Raw genomic sequence first — 17117 nt, 5'->3', positions numbered from 1 at the left:
GGTCGGCTAATAGCATCGCCATTCGGCTATTTTTTAATAAAGTATAGCCTCAAAAGATGAGGTTAAGAATGCGTATTTATTTTAGTACCATTCCTAAGCACTAGGCATCAACTTTATTTTAAATATCTTGAATTGACTTTTTTCTTTGTTGTAAAAGAATTTATTCAAAATATCAAAAATATCATTTCCTCTAAACCAAGAAGTCTGCATTTCTTCGGTCAGCTTTACATTCATCCATTCTATAGCATAAGTTTCCTGACGTTTCTTATATTCGTTAATGTAGTCAATCATTGCTTCCAGAATATTTATTTTATTGCTTCCGGTACACGAATGAAACAAAAACTTATGATTGTGCTCTTTGTTAATTGTAATCAAGTCGAGCTTGATTTGTGGCACCTCAGTTTTGCTCCCTATATTGACAATATTATAATCAAAATATATTTGAGTATCGTCTAGTAGTTCACGCACAGTGTTTTCTAAATCTATTTCATGCAACAACACTTCGGTAGGTTGTTGAATGGCGTTGGTTCTCTCCATCATAATGGCAATACATCTTTTGTTTTCAACTCTGAGTAATCATCACAAAATAGCTTAATACCTCCTTTAAAAATAGTTGCTTGGCTCAAGCCAAGCTTTGATAAGTTATTTCTCCCAAAAAGTATTTTATCAAATCAGTATGGTCTACTTTTTAATGACTCCTAACAAAAATAGTTAGATATAATTTTTAAACGAACAGAATAACTGTTTTTTTATGTGGGCTACCCTCTCTATTGATAATATCGACATTTTTAGACCTTTTTTGCCGATTTTCACCTTCATTTTTGATTTTGCCCATCATTCAGTCTCTAAACAATCAAAAATGGTTTAAGTTATTGAGTGAGGAGTTACCTGTAATAATTTGACCGTTTTGATGGCTTTTATTCAATGAAAGAACTTTTTTTAATTAGACAGAGTTGTCTAAACAATTGTATTAAATTTTGCTTTTAGTGTAAAAAAACACCAAATTTAGGAGTACAGCAAAATGAACTAAAGCAGTTTTAAACAATCATGAAAAAAACCTCAACGCTTGGCAAACAATACCACACAACACGCCAAACTACGCTTGACTTATGTGCCCCCTTAAGCCCTGAAGACTATGTAGTGCAGCCCATAGAGGATGTGAGTCCCCCTAAATGGCACTTGGGACATACTACTTGGTTTTTTGAAAACTTTATATTGGCAAATGAACCTGACTATCAACTATTTAATGCTGATTTCAACTATTTTTTCAATAGTTATTATGAAAGCCAGGGCGAGCGGGTGCTTAGAACCAACCGAGGCAATATGACTCGCCCTACCATTGATGAGATCAAGGCATACCGCCAACATGTAGATGAGCACATGGAGCAGTTTTTTGTCAAATATACTGAAGTACCTCAAGATTTGTTTTATGTAATTGATGTAGGTATTCAACACGAAAAACAACACCAGGAGCTATTGGTTACTGACCTAAAGTATATATTAGGTGGCAACCCGCTGTTTCCGGTATACCAACCCAACGGCACACATCACTCTACTCCCTTTGCCAAAACAGAAAGCTACTTGCCAGTAAAAGAAGGCTTATATAGCATTGGCTACGAAGGAGAAGGGTTTCATTATGACAATGAAACCGGAAAACACCAAGTATTTTTGCACGCCTACCAGGTAATGGACAGGTTGATTACTAATGAAGAATACCTGGAATTTATTGCCTCTGGAGGATATGAAAACTTTGAACATTGGCTTGCCGATGGTTGGGATTGGGTAAATAAAAATGGAATCAAAGCACCTTATTACTGGTTTGAGCAAAACGGTGAGTGGTTTAACTATACGCTGCATGGTTTTAACAAAGTAGACCCTCACGCACCTGTTACCCATGTAAGCTTTTATGAAGCCGATGCTTTTGCAAAATGGAAAGGTAAACGCCTCCCTACTGAGTTTGAATGGGAGGTGGCCTGTAATCAATATGTACCTAAAGTACCCGAAAATGCCAATTTGCTTGAAGGTGGACACTTTGTACCGCTGAGCCGCACCAACAATGAGTACCAAATGTTTGGTGAAGTTTGGGAATGGACCAATAGTGCTTATTTGCCTTACCCTTATTACCAAAAAGCCGAAGGTGGACTGGGTGAGTATAATGGAAAGTTTATGGTTAACCAAATGGTACTTAGAGGAGGCTCATGTGCCACCCCAAAAGATCAGATAAGAAGCTCATACCGCAATTTTTTTCAGGCAGACAAACGCTGGCAATTTACAGGTATAAGGCTTGCCGAAAGCCTCTAAGGAACGGTGAGAAATTAAATTACCATTCTTGAGGTAGAGGTTTTGTTTTGAGACGAGGCTATTTTTTGCGCCCATAGCAGCGCTACGGGCAATAAAAATAACGAAGTATCAAGGCGAAAAATCACCCCTCAGAGTGTAAATTTATTTTTGAACAATTCCTAAGCATTCATTGCTTACTACTTTTCTTTTTTTTCAATTTGAGTATATTCTAACTTTTTATATTTCTTTTAATTGAAGTGTTTGACGAACCTGTTTCAAACTACTACATGCTGCCACGCAGAGTTTTTTATAAACCTATTACAAGCAATATACGACAACTTGTTGGCAGCACGTTCGACAGCTCGTGCAAGTACTTACAACTCTAACTTATATTTTGGAAACAACAGCCGAAGTTTTAAACGACACATTTGCTACTGATGTAATAGAGGGGTTATCTTCTACTCCTAAGTTTTTGTCATCCAAGTATTTTTATGACGAAAAAGGAGATGCTATTTTTCAGCAAATTATGGATATGCCTTCCTATTACCTTACCAAGAGCGAACACGAGATTTTTAATACACATAAGCAAGCTTTGCTCTCAATTTTTAGCAATCGCCAACAAGCCTTTCACTTAATAGAGTTTGGGGCAGGCGATGGAATGAAAACCAAAGTACTGCTTGAGCATTTTTTACAACAAAAAGCTTGTTTCCGTTACTTACCCATCGATATTTCAGAGAATGTACTCAGTATATTGGTAAACGACCTCGAAATAAATTTTCCTGGTCTGGAGGTTGAACCATTGGCTAATGAGTATTTTGAAGCATTAAACATTTTAAATGAACAACAGCGAACAGAACGAAAAGTTATCTTATTTTTAGGGTCTAATATTGGCAATTTTTTGCAAGATGAAGCCATTGAGTTTTTGCGTCAAATGCGCAAACACTTACGCCCTGATGACTTATTACTCATTGGTTTTGACCTTAAGAAAGACCCTCAAATTATTTTGAATGCTTACAATGATAAGGAAGGCATTACCCGTAATTTTAACTTGAATTTGCTTGATAGAATTAATACAGAATTTGATGGTAATTTTGACACCAATCAGTTTATACACAGCCCTACTTACAACCCCTTGACAGGAGCAACTAAAAGCTACTTAGTAAGTACCAAAAATCAGGAGGTGACACTTGAAAGGCTTGGCAAAACATTCAAATTCGAAGCTTGGGAAGCTATAGACATGGAAATATCTCAAAAGTATAGCTTAAGTAATATAGCACACTTGGCAAAACAAGCAGGGTTTGAGGTGAAGTCTAACTTTTTTGACAAAAACAAAAACTTTGTAGACTCTGTGTGGACCGTGAAATAATACAATTCTTGAGAACTTACATAACGTTTCGAATGTTATAGAGTTGGACATTTTATATCTCAAAAAACATAAATCACGCACTACAATGAAAGCAATTTGGAATGGCGAAGTTATCGCCGAAAGTAATGATACAGTAGTAATTGAGGGAAATCACTACTTTCCTAAGAACTCGATTAAAAGTGAATTTTACCAGAACAGCGACCACAAAACGCATTGTTTTTGGAAAGGTGAAGCATCTTATTATACATTAGAAGTAAATGGAGAGAAAAATGTAGATGCAGCCTGGTATTACCCTACACCAAAAGATGCCGCTGAGGGCATCAAAGACCATGTGTCGTTTTGGAAAGGGGTAGAAATTACTGATTAAACAAGTATTGGTTGCCACAAATACTACTCAAGAAAGAGTCAGGTTTTTCTTTTATAGCAAGACCTGGCTCTTTTTTTATGTCCAACCAATTGTAACAAATGGCGTACACCTGTTTAACTACCCTATAATGTTGTAAGCATCAATGGTTACAATAAAAGAAAGGTAGTGCAGTTAAATAAATTGAATAGAATTTTGTCAGGAATGCCCCAGGATAACTTTGTAATCCTACCAAAAGTAACTTATTTTCAGGCATTCCTCATTTAGAATAATAAAGGTGTTAAAAAAATAAAAATTAATGATGATCAAGAAAATTTCACTCCTCTGGATTTGCCTCTATTTTACAGTGTATGCCTTTGGGCAAGACCCCAGAGCCAAAGAGTTTTTTGTAGCAGGTAAACGTAAACTGCGCGCTAAAGAATACCAAAAAGCCATTGAGTATTTTAACAAAGCACTAGAGGTAAACAAGGTAGATGTGTCGGCTATGGGGGCACGTGGAATAGCCAAAATGGGGCTAAAAGACTATAAAGGGGCAACCAACGATTTCAATGCCATACTACAGCTCAATCCACGTGATGCTCGTACGCTGAACAACCTGGGTACCGTACAAATGATCCAAAAAGAATATAAAGGGGCTATTCAATCGTTTTCACGAGCACTGAAGGTACGTCGCCATCCTATGTTGTTTTTCAACCGAGGCATTTCTCATTATCAACTCAAGCAATATAAACAAGCTGTTAAAGACTTTGACCAAGGCTTGGCAATGCGCCCTACCAAAGGTAACTTACCCATTAGACTACACAACAACCGAGGTAATGCCCGCGATATGCTGGGCAACCACAAAGGAGCCATTGCCGACTACACTGCGGTAATTAATAAGGCTCCTGGCAACGACAATGCCTTGTATAACCGAGGGCTCACTTATAAAAAAATTTACAAGTATAAAGAAGCCATTGCTGACTTTGACAAAGTAATAAAAATGGGGGCCAAGTTTAAAGAGGTATATTACCACCGAGGCATGTGCCGCAATGCTACAGAAGACTATAAGGGGGCAGTTGCCGACTTTAACAAAGCCATTGAGCTACAGGGAGATGATGTACTTGTATATAATGGCAGGGGGTATGCCAAACAAAACTTAAGGGATGATAAAGGGGCGATTGCTGACTTTAGCAAGGCAATTGAACTTGACCCAAACAACTCTCTGGGTTACTATAGCCGAGGTGGATTGAGGTTACAGGCGCAAGATTTTAAAGCGGCATTGACCGACTTTGACAAAATTATTCAACTAAAACCCAAAGATGAAAAGGCTTACCTGACACGGGGCAACATCAAGTTTAAACTGGGTGACTATAAAGGGGCTTTGGCTGATTTTGATCAGGCAATTAAACTGGCTCCCAAAAGTCGCAAAGGGTACTTTATGAGAGGCAACGTAAAACAAAAACTGGGTGACTTGGAAGGGGCAGAAGCTGATTGGATGAAGGCAGGACAAGTACAAGGCAAAAAAAGGAATTAATGAACATTGGATAGTGTGAATAAAGTGTTGCGCAGCATTGAGCAATGCGGATTTTACTGATTAATAAAAAATTAAAGCACCGCTTTTGCGGTGCTTTTTTTATGCACTATGCGCCTGCAAATGCTTTAATAAATGAGTATATTAAAGAAGTTATTTGACTATTCAATCGTAAAAGTTAAACAAATGGAAAAATTAATTTTGGTAGATCCTAAAGAGGATTTATGCAATGCTTTTAGAGCCGCATTTAAAGACGACTACCCTAAAGTAGACGTAGTACAAGGTTTTTTTGAACAATTGCCTGAATTTGATTGCATGGTGAGTGCTGCCAACTCGTTTGGCTTGATGGATGGAGGGGTAGACCTTGCCATTACCAACTTTTTTGGGGCAGATTTACAGTATAGGGTACAAGAACGCATCGTTAAAGGCTATAGAGGCGAACAACCCGTGGGTACTTCTTTCATTATCAAAACCCATCATTACAAACACCCTTACCTGGCACATACTCCTACTATGCGGGTGCCGCTCAGAATCACCCGTACCGACAATGTATACAAAGCAATGTTTGCTATGTTGCTGGCAATAACCCAACACAATGAATCATCGGGCAAAGACAAGATCAATACAGTGGCTTGCCCTGGGCTGGGTACAGCTACTGGCGGATTAGCCCCCAATGAGGCTGCCCGGCAAATGGCACTGGCTTACCATAATTTTTATAATCCTCCAAAAAAAATTAATTGGAACTATGCTACTCAGCGTCAAAGGGATGTAGGCTTTGGGGGCGATTTTTTTGAATAACCAAACAGCTTTTAAAATAGAAAACATGCCAAAGACTTATGTAATAGGAGACATTCATGGTTGTTATGATGAGCTGATGGTGTTGCTTGACCAAATGCAGGTAACAGATCAAGACTTGGTAGTATCATTGGGAGATATAGTAGATCGGGGGCTAAAATCTCTGGAAGTATATCATTACTTCAAAAACCGCCCTAATGCGTTGGTGTTGATGGGTAACCATGAGCGTAAACATTTGAATGGCATTTTGAGCTATTCGCAGGAAATAGTAAAAGTACAGTTTGGCGAGGAGTACGCTCAGTTTAGAGAGTGGTTGGGTTCATTGAAGTATTACCACGAAACCAAAGACGCCATTATTGTGCATGCCTTTTTTGAACACGATAAAAACCTCGAAGCTCAAAAAGAAGATGTGCTGGCTGGTACCACGTCGGGTTCACGACATTTAGAGAAAAAATACCCAGAAGGCACCCATTGGGTTGACTATTATCAAGGGCATAAACCTATCATTTATGGGCACCATGTAGTGGGCGATACCCCAAGAGTATATAAACATACTTATGGCATTGATACGGGGGCTTGCCATGGGGGTAAGCTCACTGCTATAGAGTTGCCTGGCTTTAAAATACATCAGGTAAAAGCTGCCAAAGATTATTGGAAGGTAGCCCAAAACGCCTGGCAAATACCCGTGTTACAAGCCAAAAAATGGGAAAGCATGACTTTTGCCCAAATACAAAAACAGCTAGACAAGCTTGCTTACAAACAAGAAATAGAAGTGGTAACGTTTATCAAAAACATTCAGAGATGGGTTGAGCAAGTAAAACAACTGCTGCCGTTGTTGAAAAGCCACCTGGAACAAGCAACCAGTGATATGCAGCAAAAGCATGGGGCAAATTTTAACCAAGAAGCAAGCAAGTTACCTTACCGTACTTTTATTTTTAAAGCCAGGGCAGGCAATTTGTCCTTAAACGATGTGAGCAAAGCATTAGATACGCCTAATAAGGTCATACAACTTGCCCAACAACTTGAACTAAATCATTTGCCTCAAAGGCAATAAGTCGCTACCAAAGCAATGAGCTAATGTGTATATTTGTTGCTATGAAAAAACTACACAAAGATATATGGGCACTCATTGCCGTAGTCATCACTCTTTTTATTTGTTGGTGGCTTTTCTAGAATGTTTGCTATGCTTTTTAAGCAAACATTATCATTGTTTAGGCTATTGCTACTCTTGCACATTTTTCAAGAACATTTCATCCAGTTTTTTATTGACATATACTGCAGTAGTGTCAGCGCTGGCGTGTCGCAACTGACGTTGTACAAACTCAAGGGGGTTGCCACTTTCGAGCATTTGTTGCCCACAGGTATGCCGCAATGAGTGCAAACTATACTTGGTTTCATCAACTCCTATAGCTTTGAGACTCGCTTTAAAATGATTGTACAAAGTAGGGTAACTATAGGGGCATATTTCAAAGTTTTTGGGCAAGCTACCTTGTACTGTTTCTTTGACTTCACCCAAAAAGCCCTTCAGCAATGCCTTGGCTTTACTAAATAGCTTTACCTCTTCTTTAGTATTTTGTCCTTTGCCCAATACCTTGAGCGTGTCCAGATCAAAATCTACATCAGCCCACTTAAGCGCCTGCAACTCTTTTACCCGCAAGCCACAATACCCCATAATGCCCCAATAAGCTGCCCAACGGGTGTCTTCACCGGCAATAAGGCGTTTAAGCACATCAGGGGGCAAGGCATTTTTATAATACTTTTTGGTGTTGGTTTTCAGCGTTTTCACTTCTTTTACCTCGTTGAGGGCTTTTACTTGCCCATCGGCCATTTGGTAGTTTTTCAGGCAAAACTTCACCAGTTCTTTAATTGCTGAAAGGTAATTGTTGATGGTAAAAGCGCTCAACTCTTTATTGTCTTTGAGGTAATCGCGAAAAGCTGCTACATTGCGCGCATCAATCATTTGCCAGTTGTTGTCGCCCAAAAAACCAAAGTACTGATTCAAGCCATTGATGTAAGTATTTTTGCTGCGGTCGTTTATCCAATGGTTGTTGGCTATAAACGCAAGAATAAGCTCATTGGCAGCAGGTGCAATTTTGGGGCTATCGGGGCGCACTAAACTGATATTTTGCGCTTTACAATATTTGAGAAACTTACGCAAATAGGACACATAGGATGCGCTGGCTCCACGATGGGCTATAAAATTATCAAAACTTGCCTCACTAATGGTAAGTGCTTGCTCCAACAAATAGTCTATGTATTGCAAAGCGTAAGTACGGTAATTTTTTTGCGAATTGCCAAATTTCTTGAATGATCCCACATACAGCTTTATGAGTTCTGACTTTTGATATACAATGGCATTTGGTTGCTCCCCTTGAACAGCAGGTGATAATTCGCCAGAGGGTTGATGTTTTTCAATTTTGCTCATAAGTAACTGATTAAGTAGCAGCAAGCAATTAGCTATAAGCTACAAGCAAGTATAACTCTCTCATAATATGATAGTTATACTTGCATATTAGGTGTATTTAATTTTGTCTTGGTACATATTAAATATTAATAACTATACCTTTGGCCGCACTTGTGTTCAACGACTCTTATTGGTTGCCATAAGCACAGGGCTTAAGTTAACAAACCCCAAAAGAAAGTATCTTTTGAGGTTTGTCCAGTTTTTTTCTACAAAATTACTCGAAAGGCTCTAAATATATTTGTACAAGCTCTGCTTCGCTGTTTTTTCCATTGGTTATAACCAATTGTTTCCGGTTGAGCTTTTGTATATAAGTTGCCTGTTCTTTGGTTTCGTGGGCTTGTTTCATATATAGCTTATTATTATCATCTTTATCAAAACGCCAGGTACCTTTAGTTGGAGTCGCTTTAGGGGTTTTTCTAATCTCAAAGGTATTATCAGCGTTAAATTTAAGGTAAGCACCTTTCAGGGCTTTAGCGTATTGGTTAATGATTTTTTCGCGCTCTTCGTAAGAGACATGCTCCAGCATTTCACGTACAGAAGGCACTTTTATCATTACATATTTCCATTTGCGTACAAGTGCCTTGCTTTTATCGGGAGAGACAGTATACAAGTAAGCACTGATGTTAAAAATACCTGACACCACCAATAAGGTGAGCCCAAGTTTTATAGAAATTTTCATCTAACCAAAAATGTATTAAAGATAATTTAAAATCCAGTACAGTACTCTAGCTTCTAAGTAAAGTAGAGATTAACTTCATTGAGCTTAGACTTCGTTCTGTGGTTTTGATAAATTTTATTCTTTGGCAATCTTCAAAAAGCGAACAATGCGTGATTTTTAAAATGCATCAACCACCAAAACTCATCCAAAATAATAATACATTTACTTAGAGGATAAGGCACTTGTTAGCTGCTTGAGGGCTTAAATGAGCGGAAAATGTACCACAAACGAACGCTTTAAACAAAGCTAAATCACTATCATTTGGGCTATTTTTTTATAACTCTTAAGAATGTATTTCAAAAAAATGACAATAAGGTGTATTAAATAACAAAAATTGTACTAATCACTGCAAAAAATCAGTGTAAAATAACCCACCAACAGGTATTCCTAAGTCACCCTTGCTTTGGGAACTTATTTAATCAATGCTAATCAAGCTTAAATCCCAATACTAATACATCGTCTACTTGATTTTCGTTGCCTTTCCAGTGGTTAAACGCCTCTTTTATTTGTTGTTTTTGAGTAGGAATGTGTTCTTGATGTACTTGTAAAAACAAATCTCGCAATTGTTTGCGCATAAAACGCTTTCCTTCGCTTCCGCCAAACTGATCTTGAAAGCCATCTGTAAATAAATAGACATGGGTAGTACCTAACTCTAGGTCTATAGTTTGTTCGGGAGCTTCTTTTTCGGCAAACATTTGGGTACCTACCGCATACATGCTCCCCCTGGTTTCTTTAATCTCTCCTTTTTGCACATAAGCTATGCGTTGTTTGGCGCCAGCAAAAGTAAGGGTGCGCTCCATTTCATCTATAACACATACTGACATCTTGATCTGTGCTTTTTCTTCCAGTGGTACTATAGCGTTCAAATCGTTGTTGAGTTTAGTATTGAGCTGTTTCAAAATTTCGTTTGGTGCGTGTATTTCATCCTGATGCAAGCATTCAGTTACCAAACGATCAACCACCAAATGCAAAAATGCTCCCATAATACCATAACCAGGGGCGTCTCCTACAATGATCAAAATTCTGTTTTTGGGCAATACCTGTACATAATAAAAATCTCCGGAAGCATTGAGTCTGGGTAATTCAAAAATAAAAGATGCTGGCAACATTTCTTGTAAATTTTCACGATGCATTTTAAATACTACCTCCTGTGCCCGTTTTGCCCACCCCTCATATTGGTTAATTTTGAGTATGTCTTTTTGGGTTTGGGTGTTTTTAGTTATATGTGTATTTTCCATTTGTGCTGTTTGGTTTATTACCTAAAAACCGATTGGGGATGGCTGTATTGTGTAAGCTGTGGTGCACAAAAATGACTCCACTTCAAACCCAAAAACCAGCCCAAAACCAAGGAATGTTTTTTTTAGAATTAACCCTATAAATCCTCTCCTCCTATTTCCTATTGGACAACTTTGATTTTCTTTGACTAGAACATAACTCATGTAATATTTGACACGAGGAAAAACCTCCCTTAAAGGGCTTGTTGATTAGTTTTGTACAAATAAGACCTAAGACACAATTTATTCTTCATTAGTTACCACAAGACTAACCACAAACATCAAAATGAAAAAAATAATGCTATGCGTATGCATCTTGCTAGGGGCAAGTTATGCCTACACTCAAGATAAAGCGGCGATAGACTCCCTGCAGCAGTTACTCACCCTCCCCGTAACAGCTAAGAAAACAGTCGATATTTACAATAAAATTGCCGAACAATACAAATCTTCCGACTCTACCTACACCGCTATTTATGCCAATAAGGCAATCAATATTGCAAAAAAAATCAATTACCCTACAGGCATTGCCGATGCTTACTATAATATAGGTTGGGCTACTTTTATGACAGACGGCTACACCAAAGCCATTGAGTTGTTTGACCGGGTCATCAAGGTGTCACAGTCGGCTCATTACCCCAAAGGCACTGCCAATGCCTACAGTGGGCTGGGGCTATGTTATAAGTTTAAGGGCGACTTTCACAAAGCTCTGGAGTTCTTTTTTAAAGCATTGACAATAGATGAGCAATTGAACAATCAAAGAGGGATTGCCATCAGATACAATAATATAGGTTTGGTGCTCAAGAGCCAAAGTACTTATAACGAAGCATTAGTCTACTATCACAAGGTATTAAACATTGCCAAAACTATTGGAAGCAAAAGGCTCACCGCACTGGGCTACAGCAATATAGGTGATATTTACTATCAACAAACTCATTATAAGCAAGCAATTGTTTTCTTACAAAAAGCCTTAAACATCACTACCACCACCCGCAACAAAATACTGATGGCGTTTAACCTCCAGAAAATGGGTGAGGTATACCTTGCCCAAAAAAAACAATCGCAGGCTTTGTATTACTTTAACCAGGCACTACACATACGCCAACAACTAGGTGCTCAGGCACGCCGTGGAGAAACTTTAATTTCGTTGGGTAAAACCCACCACTTATTGGGCAATCAGTCAATGGCACTTCAGTATTTACAAGAAGGAATAAACATTGCTCAAAAGTCAGAAACCCCTTCAATACTCCAGGAAGGGGTCAAAGCATTGACAGATGTGTACTATCACTTGGGTAATTACAAGGCAGCTTTCCAGCAACAAGTATTGTTTAAACAATTGTCAGACAGCCTAAAGGATGAGCAGGTACTCAAAGATTTTACTTTTGAAAAAGCCCGCCTTAAATTTCAACACGAAAAAGACTCGTTGCAGCTGGCACAGGAGAAGCAGCAACTTACACTGAAGGTAAAAATAAAAACACAGCAAAGTATGCTCAACTTGGTAGCGCTGGTGGCGGTATTGGTGGTATCGTTCTTTTTACTGATATTATTTTTGGCAAAACAAAAAAGCAATCAGAAACTCACCAAATCAAATGAAAACACACTTCGGGCAAACGAAGAAATTTTATCGATCAATGAATCGCTCCGCGCTACCCTAGAAGTGGTAGAGAAACAACGCGATGAAATCAAAAAGCAACAGAAAGAATTAAGTAACCAGCACTTACAACTCGAAAAAGCTTATCAAAGCATTAAAATACTCAATGTAGCTGGGCAAGAAATTACGTCTATATTAGATTTGCCCAAAGTACTGGACACAGTATATGCCCATGTCAGGCAGTTTATGGAGGTTACCAACTTTGGCATTGGTTTGTATACTGCTCACCCACAAACCCTTGAGTATCGCTTGGTGGTAAAAGGAGGCTCTACAGCACATGCTTACCCTATAGAAATGTCCAACACTAACCAGTTTGCCGTATGGTGTATCCAACATCAACGCCCCATATTAATAAATGACATCAGTATCGATGCTTTTCACTATATCCAGGATTTTGACTCTGAAGCATACCTTGCAACTACTTCTCTTACCCATTTACCACAGTCTGCCATATATATGCCATTGCTCATCAAGGGTAAAATAGTAGGTATGATTGTAGTACACAGTGACCAAAAACAGGCCTATTCTCCTCACCATTTCAACTTATTGCGTAACCTATCGACTTATGTAGCCATTGCCGTTGAAAACGCGAATATACACGAGCAAATGGACGAAAAAAACCGGGCTTTAGAAGAGTTGGGGAAGTTTAAACAACAGATGGCAAATATGATTGCCCACGACCTTAAAAACCCTTTGAATAATATCATAGGCTTGTCAGAAGGGTTTGCCAAAGAGTCTATTCAGTACAATATTCACCAGTCGGGACTGCAAATGCTGCACTTAATTATCAATATGCTGGATACTCAAAAACTGGAAGAAGCCGAACTGCAACCCAAAAAGGAATCTGAGAAAGTATCTGCGTTGGTAGCCGATGCCAGGCAACAAGTAGAATGGTTGGCTCATACTAAAAACCTGAAGATTATTGAAAAAACCAGCCCTATCAACTTGCTTGCCGACAAAGAGTTGATAACACGGGTGCTAGTAAATTTGTTGAGTAATGCCATCAAATACTCTACCTCTAATAGTGACATACTTGTTCAGGCAGAACGCATAGATGAACAATTTGCCAAGGTATGTATCACTGACACTGGTTTGGGTATACCAGCAAATGATGTGGGTAAAGTATTTGACAGGTTTTATCAGGTACAGTCTACCCCACAAGGTCAACAATGGTATTCTACGGGTATTGGGCTTACTTTTTGTAAATTGGCAGTAGAGGCTCATGGCGGCACTATAGGAGTAAACTCGTCTATGAATCTAGGCAGTACTTTTTGGTTTACCATACCACTAGGACCACCAGGCAAAAGCAGTAACGTTGTAGTGGCTCCACCTACTGTAGATGAGCACCTAAAAAAAAGAAAACAATCAATGGGGGTATTACTCAACCAAGAAGACCAACAATACCTGAAACCCTGGCTTCAGGTATTGACCCAATACGAAGTATACCAACTATCTAAAGTAAAAGCGGTACTAAAAGGAATGGTTTTTCAGAAGAACAGCTCGCTATACAATTGGAAACTAGAACTTGAAAAAGCGCTGTATAATAGTAACGAACAGAAATATAAAGACTTGATCAGTAAGTATATTTAGCTACGTAAAACACTACTTTGTCTCTGAACCCAACAACAAAACGATGAAATAATGCCACAAACCAGATACCTGTCTACACTTTGTCTACGATGCTTTTTTTACTATCCCCTTACAAACCCCTACCTTTGTACCCAATAGATATTGATCTATATTATACTTGATTACACTTTATTTACAGGATGATTGTACTTATCAGGGTACAGTTCCATATTATTTAAAACAAAAAGATATGTCAAAGACAGATAGGTCTGCTAACACAGTAAAAACCCCCAATAACAGGGTACGTATAGCAATGGGAATTCAAGGGAGAAATATATTGTCAGATGATGATTTGAAAAAAGTTTTGGGTGATGACTTTCTGGAGGAAGAACTCAACCGTCGGGTTAATTCTTAATATAATTACCAAAAAATGAGAACGTTCAATAAACTGTGCGTTTTCAAAAAACAATCTCTGATTATCAGTATTTATAGAAGTATGACACAGTTAACCGAATGGACTCCGATCATCCTTCTGATAACGCTACTTATGAGCAGGGTTTTCTTATAAGAAATTTAATGTGCAATTGATTATCAGTGCTTTATAGTTAAATAATCTATGCGTAAACCTCTCTCCATCTCTCAGGCTCACCCAATATCCACTAGATGTTGTTGTCTCCAAAGGAGGGAAATCCTTCGACGATAAAGAAGTTCCTCTCTTCCCCGAAAATATTGGAGTTTTCAATACTTGAGAATTGTTGAGCGAGCCTGTGGGAAGGTTGAGGAGCCAGGAAAGGTCTACAAACAGTTAAAAACACGCCATCAAATTTTACTGGTTTTAAGATAATAGGGGGGCAGGTATAAAAACAGAAAAAACCTGGCTAGGTTTGTTGAATTGCAACACTCATCAAACAATATCTCAGGGATATGAATTATCAAAATTTAGTAAAATGTCCTAATAATATTTTGTAATTTACCTATAAAACAAAAGATTTCATATTTTCGGTTGTTTTTTTATAGTCCTTAGAGTGCCTTCAGAAGAAGTTTAATCAGCCAAAAGAACGTTCATTGACCCACTTCCACTTCACTGGTACAAACCCTTTAGTAGAAGTAGGTTTGGAAGGTATTTTAGCTTCTACCCAAGCCACAAAAGTAGTTTTATAGGCTTGATCTTCTAATATTTTTTTCATTCTGGGCAAATACCCTGACACGTGCCCCACGAGTCGGCAAGCTTGTTTTCCGTCAGGAATGTCAGCGGCATGTACCACAACAGCCCAAACCAAGCCTAAGGTGTCGTCTAAGATATGCCGTTTCCGACCATTGATCTTTTTATTACCATCAGTACTTTTGTCTTCACTAATAAAAAAAGCTGTTTTAATTGATTGATTATCAATACAAGTCTCTCAAGGGAAGACTTAAAAGAGCGAGGTTGAAGTTGAAAAAAAACAACCCAATAAATATGATTATCCCTCAGTATTGGCTACTTTTATTGGGTTGAATATAAATTTAAACACATACCAAAAAAATCCCTCCTTATAGCAAGTGAGGCAAAGCATTACAAAGTTGTGCTATAGCATAACTATGCCTACTTGCGAACCCTCTAATTTTATCTCTTCTAATAACTATTTATTCCTTGGTACACACACCAAGGGCAAAACTTTCTATTCGATATGGAACAACTTTGTATGAATAAATCTATAGTAAAACAATTTTATACCGACATCATAGGGCAACAAAATGCCCATGCAGTTGACCGCCTACTGACTGACGACTATATTCAACATAACCCTATGGTAAAAACTGGCAAGGCAGGCTTATTAGAAACCCTAGAGATACTCAAAAGTTTGCCTAAAGACGCCAACCAACCAACGCCTGAGCTGGGTATGATGGCAGAGGGTGATTTGGTGTTTACCCATTTTAAGGTGGCTTTTGCCGGACAACAAAAGTTGGTGGCAGAAATGTTTCGCTTAGAGAATGGACTAATTGCCGAGCACTGGGATGCTATACAAGCTATAGATGATTATGCTTGGGAGCAAGTGATTACGATGAGTAATGGGCAACAAGCTGCTCAAGCATTGACTGATGTAAGTCACCGAAAAATACAGCAACTATACGATAAGGTGTTATTGCTGCGGCAATATGAAAACCTTGAACGGTTTTTAGTGGCTAATGTTACTTTACATGCGCCTGATGTTACCCAAGGAATAGAGCGTTGGGTAGCGCGTCATCGTAAATATAAGGTTGACAAAGTACACAGAGTAGTCGTGGAGGGGAATATGGTGGCAGTGCAGAGTAGCGGGATTGTCAATGGTAAAGCCCATGTAATATATGCTATGTATTGCTTGGACGAAAAGGCACACATTAGTAAACACTGGTTGACTGTGCAGGCAATACCCGCGCAAATGGCGCATAATAACGGGATGATTTAATTCAACCCTTGGTATTGTCCTTAAAAAAACCCGGCAAATAAATTATTTGTCGGGTTTTTTTTGTTTAATCGTTTTTCAATCGATGGGCAACCGGTTGCTTACCATCATTGTGAGTCTGGGTGCCAGCCCAGCGAGTGTTCGCACTTCGTTTTCGGCAAGAATGAGTTTATTTTGTTTTTGAGAAAATTCATAAATACAGGTATCAGTAGATAGCTGCTTTCTTACAATCACCATCCCACGAAAATGGAGGCGCATCTTGGGTAATACTTCCCCTCTTATTTGAAAATACCTGCTGATATTGAAAATAACTCTTTGGGCAAAAGCTTTTTGATGTAGAGCTATTTCCTGGGTCACCTTTGCCCTAAAAGAACGCGTTTGTGCCTGACTTATCGGACAAAACAGGTAAAGGAAAAGAAGTATACAAACTGCTTTTTTCATTTGCATTAAATAATAGTAATAGGTGTAATGATATTGGTGCGAATTATTACGTAACCTGTAAAAAATAAATTGAGCCAATTTAGGGTAAAATCTTTTGGTTAGACAACTAAAAAGCGGGTTATATTCTAAGTTGACATAATTTTTTAGTTTTTGACTATAATACCATCAGAAATTGTACTAAGCGTATCAAATGAGTTTTGTAAGATTACAGGTTAAATGTACAAGCTTATTGTTAAAATAAAAAGCATTTGCTAAATAAAATTAG

15 protein-coding genes are annotated in these 17117 nt (G+C 38.3%); 9 read left to right on the top strand and 6 right to left on the bottom strand.

Going from position 1 to position 17117, the window contains the following annotated elements; genetic code table 11:
- Positions 1–93: 93 nt before the first annotated feature.
- Positions 94–540 (bottom strand): hypothetical protein, encoded by a 447-nt coding sequence (locus tag Q0954_RS05415; protein ID WP_002698934.1) that lies wholly within the window; start codon positions 538–540, stop codon positions 94–96.
- A 507-nt stretch (positions 541–1047) separates the two neighbouring features.
- Here Q0954_RS05415 and egtB point away from each other — a divergent pair.
- From egtB to Q0954_RS05385, 6 genes are all read left to right on the top strand, one after another.
- Entirely contained in the window at positions 1048–2301 is a 1254-nt protein-coding gene (gene egtB / locus Q0954_RS05410) for an ergothioneine biosynthesis protein EgtB (RefSeq protein ID WP_299454658.1), read from the top strand.
- A gap of 373 nt (positions 2302–2674) precedes the next feature.
- On the top strand, positions 2675–3646 hold the full coding sequence (gene egtD / locus Q0954_RS05405) for an L-histidine N(alpha)-methyltransferase (protein ID WP_299454657.1): 972 nt from the start codon (positions 2675–2677) through the stop codon (positions 3644–3646).
- Between the two features lie 85 nt (positions 3647–3731).
- Positions 3732–4013 (top strand): DUF427 domain-containing protein, encoded by a 282-nt coding sequence (locus Q0954_RS05400; protein WP_299454654.1) that lies wholly within the window; start codon positions 3732–3734, stop codon positions 4011–4013.
- A gap of 295 nt (positions 4014–4308) precedes the next feature.
- Positions 4309–5523 (top strand): tetratricopeptide repeat protein, encoded by a 1215-nt coding sequence (locus Q0954_RS05395; protein ID WP_299454651.1) that lies wholly within the window; start codon positions 4309–4311, stop codon positions 5521–5523.
- Between the two features lie 183 nt (positions 5524–5706).
- A complete protein-coding gene (locus Q0954_RS05390) occupies positions 5707–6318 on the top strand; it encodes a macro domain-containing protein (RefSeq protein WP_299454649.1) in 612 nt (203 codons plus the stop codon).
- 25 nt (positions 6319–6343) lie between these two features.
- Positions 6344–7369: a metallophosphoesterase gene (locus Q0954_RS05385; protein ID WP_299454646.1), complete on the top strand. Its 1026-nt coding sequence runs from the start codon at positions 6344–6346 to the stop codon at positions 7367–7369.
- Between the two features lie 168 nt (positions 7370–7537).
- On the opposite strand, the gene Q0954_RS05380 is transcribed toward Q0954_RS05385, so the two are convergent.
- From Q0954_RS05380 to Q0954_RS05370, 3 genes are all read right to left on the bottom strand, one after another.
- Entirely contained in the window at positions 7538–8740 is a 1203-nt protein-coding gene (locus Q0954_RS05380) for a site-specific integrase (protein WP_299454643.1), read from the bottom strand.
- 253 nt (positions 8741–8993) lie between these two features.
- Complete coding sequence (locus tag Q0954_RS05375) at positions 8994–9458, bottom strand: hypothetical protein (RefSeq protein ID WP_299454640.1); 465 nt, start codon at positions 9456–9458, stop codon at positions 8994–8996.
- A 464-nt stretch (positions 9459–9922) separates the two neighbouring features.
- Positions 9923–10735: a SpoIIE family protein phosphatase gene (locus Q0954_RS05370; protein ID WP_299454638.1), complete on the bottom strand. Its 813-nt coding sequence runs from the start codon at positions 10733–10735 to the stop codon at positions 9923–9925.
- 322 nt (positions 10736–11057) lie between these two features.
- On the opposite strand from Q0954_RS05370, the gene Q0954_RS05365 reads away from it, so the two are divergent.
- Both Q0954_RS05365 and Q0954_RS05360 read left to right on the top strand, forming a co-directional pair.
- A complete protein-coding gene (locus Q0954_RS05365; protein ID WP_299454635.1) occupies positions 11058–14009 on the top strand; it encodes a tetratricopeptide repeat protein in 2952 nt (983 codons plus the stop codon).
- A 229-nt stretch (positions 14010–14238) separates the two neighbouring features.
- Positions 14239–14403: a hypothetical protein gene (locus tag Q0954_RS05360; RefSeq protein WP_299454632.1), complete on the top strand. Its 165-nt coding sequence runs from the start codon at positions 14239–14241 to the stop codon at positions 14401–14403.
- Between the two features lie 631 nt (positions 14404–15034).
- Here the strand turns inward: Q0954_RS05360 and Q0954_RS05355 are convergent.
- Positions 15035–15379: a transposase gene (locus tag Q0954_RS05355; RefSeq protein WP_366916713.1), complete on the bottom strand. Its 345-nt coding sequence runs from the start codon at positions 15377–15379 to the stop codon at positions 15035–15037.
- 276 nt (positions 15380–15655) lie between these two features.
- Here Q0954_RS05355 and Q0954_RS05350 point away from each other — a divergent pair, with 276 nt between their 5' ends.
- Positions 15656–16414 carry a nuclear transport factor 2 family protein gene (locus Q0954_RS05350; RefSeq protein WP_299454630.1) on the top strand — a complete coding sequence of 253 codons (759 nt, stop codon included), beginning with the start codon at positions 15656–15658 and terminating at the stop codon, positions 16412–16414.
- A 75-nt stretch (positions 16415–16489) separates the two neighbouring features.
- On the opposite strand, the gene Q0954_RS05345 is transcribed toward Q0954_RS05350, so the two are convergent.
- Entirely contained in the window at positions 16490–16852 is a 363-nt protein-coding gene (locus Q0954_RS05345) for a hypothetical protein (protein ID WP_299454628.1), read from the bottom strand.
- Positions 16853–17117: the final 265 nt, after the last annotated feature.

The sequence above is a fragment of the uncultured Microscilla sp. genome, from assembly GCF_947493425.1.
Taxonomy (GTDB): Bacteria; Bacteroidota; Bacteroidia; order Cytophagales; family Microscillaceae; genus Microscilla.
Note: the sequence above shows the minus strand (reverse complement) of the source record. Positions and strands in the feature narration are given on the sequence as shown.

Excerpts from the sequence above, each read along its gene's own strand:
- egtB (WP_299454658.1), top strand. The coding sequence starts at position 1,048 with ATGAAAAAAACCTCAACGCTTGGCAAACAATACCACACAACACGCCAA.
- Q0954_RS05365 (WP_299454635.1), top strand. The coding sequence starts at position 11,058 with ATGAAAAAAATAATGCTATGCGTATGCATCTTGCTAGGGGCAAGTTAT.
- Q0954_RS05345 (WP_299454628.1), bottom strand. The coding sequence starts at position 16,852 with ATGAAAAAAGCAGTTTGTATACTTCTTTTCCTTTACCTGTTTTGTCCG.
- Q0954_RS05370 (WP_299454638.1), bottom strand. The coding sequence starts at position 10,735 with ATGGAAAATACACATATAACTAAAAACACCCAAACCCAAAAAGACATA.
- Q0954_RS05380 (WP_299454643.1), bottom strand. The coding sequence starts at position 8,740 with ATGAGCAAAATTGAAAAACATCAACCCTCTGGCGAATTATCACCTGCT.
- Q0954_RS05375 (WP_299454640.1), bottom strand. The coding sequence starts at position 9,458 with ATGAAAATTTCTATAAAACTTGGGCTCACCTTATTGGTGGTGTCAGGT.
- Q0954_RS05400 (WP_299454654.1), top strand. The coding sequence starts at position 3,732 with ATGAAAGCAATTTGGAATGGCGAAGTTATCGCCGAAAGTAATGATACA.
- Q0954_RS05395 (WP_299454651.1), top strand. The coding sequence starts at position 4,309 with ATGATGATCAAGAAAATTTCACTCCTCTGGATTTGCCTCTATTTTACA.
- Q0954_RS05390 (WP_299454649.1), top strand. The coding sequence starts at position 5,707 with ATGGAAAAATTAATTTTGGTAGATCCTAAAGAGGATTTATGCAATGCT.
- Q0954_RS05350 (WP_299454630.1), top strand. The coding sequence starts at position 15,656 with ATGGAACAACTTTGTATGAATAAATCTATAGTAAAACAATTTTATACC.
- Q0954_RS05385 (WP_299454646.1), top strand. The coding sequence starts at position 6,344 with ATGCCAAAGACTTATGTAATAGGAGACATTCATGGTTGTTATGATGAG.
- Q0954_RS05360 (WP_299454632.1), top strand. The coding sequence starts at position 14,239 with ATGTCAAAGACAGATAGGTCTGCTAACACAGTAAAAACCCCCAATAAC.
- Q0954_RS05415 (WP_002698934.1), bottom strand. The coding sequence starts at position 540 with ATGATGGAGAGAACCAACGCCATTCAACAACCTACCGAAGTGTTGTTG.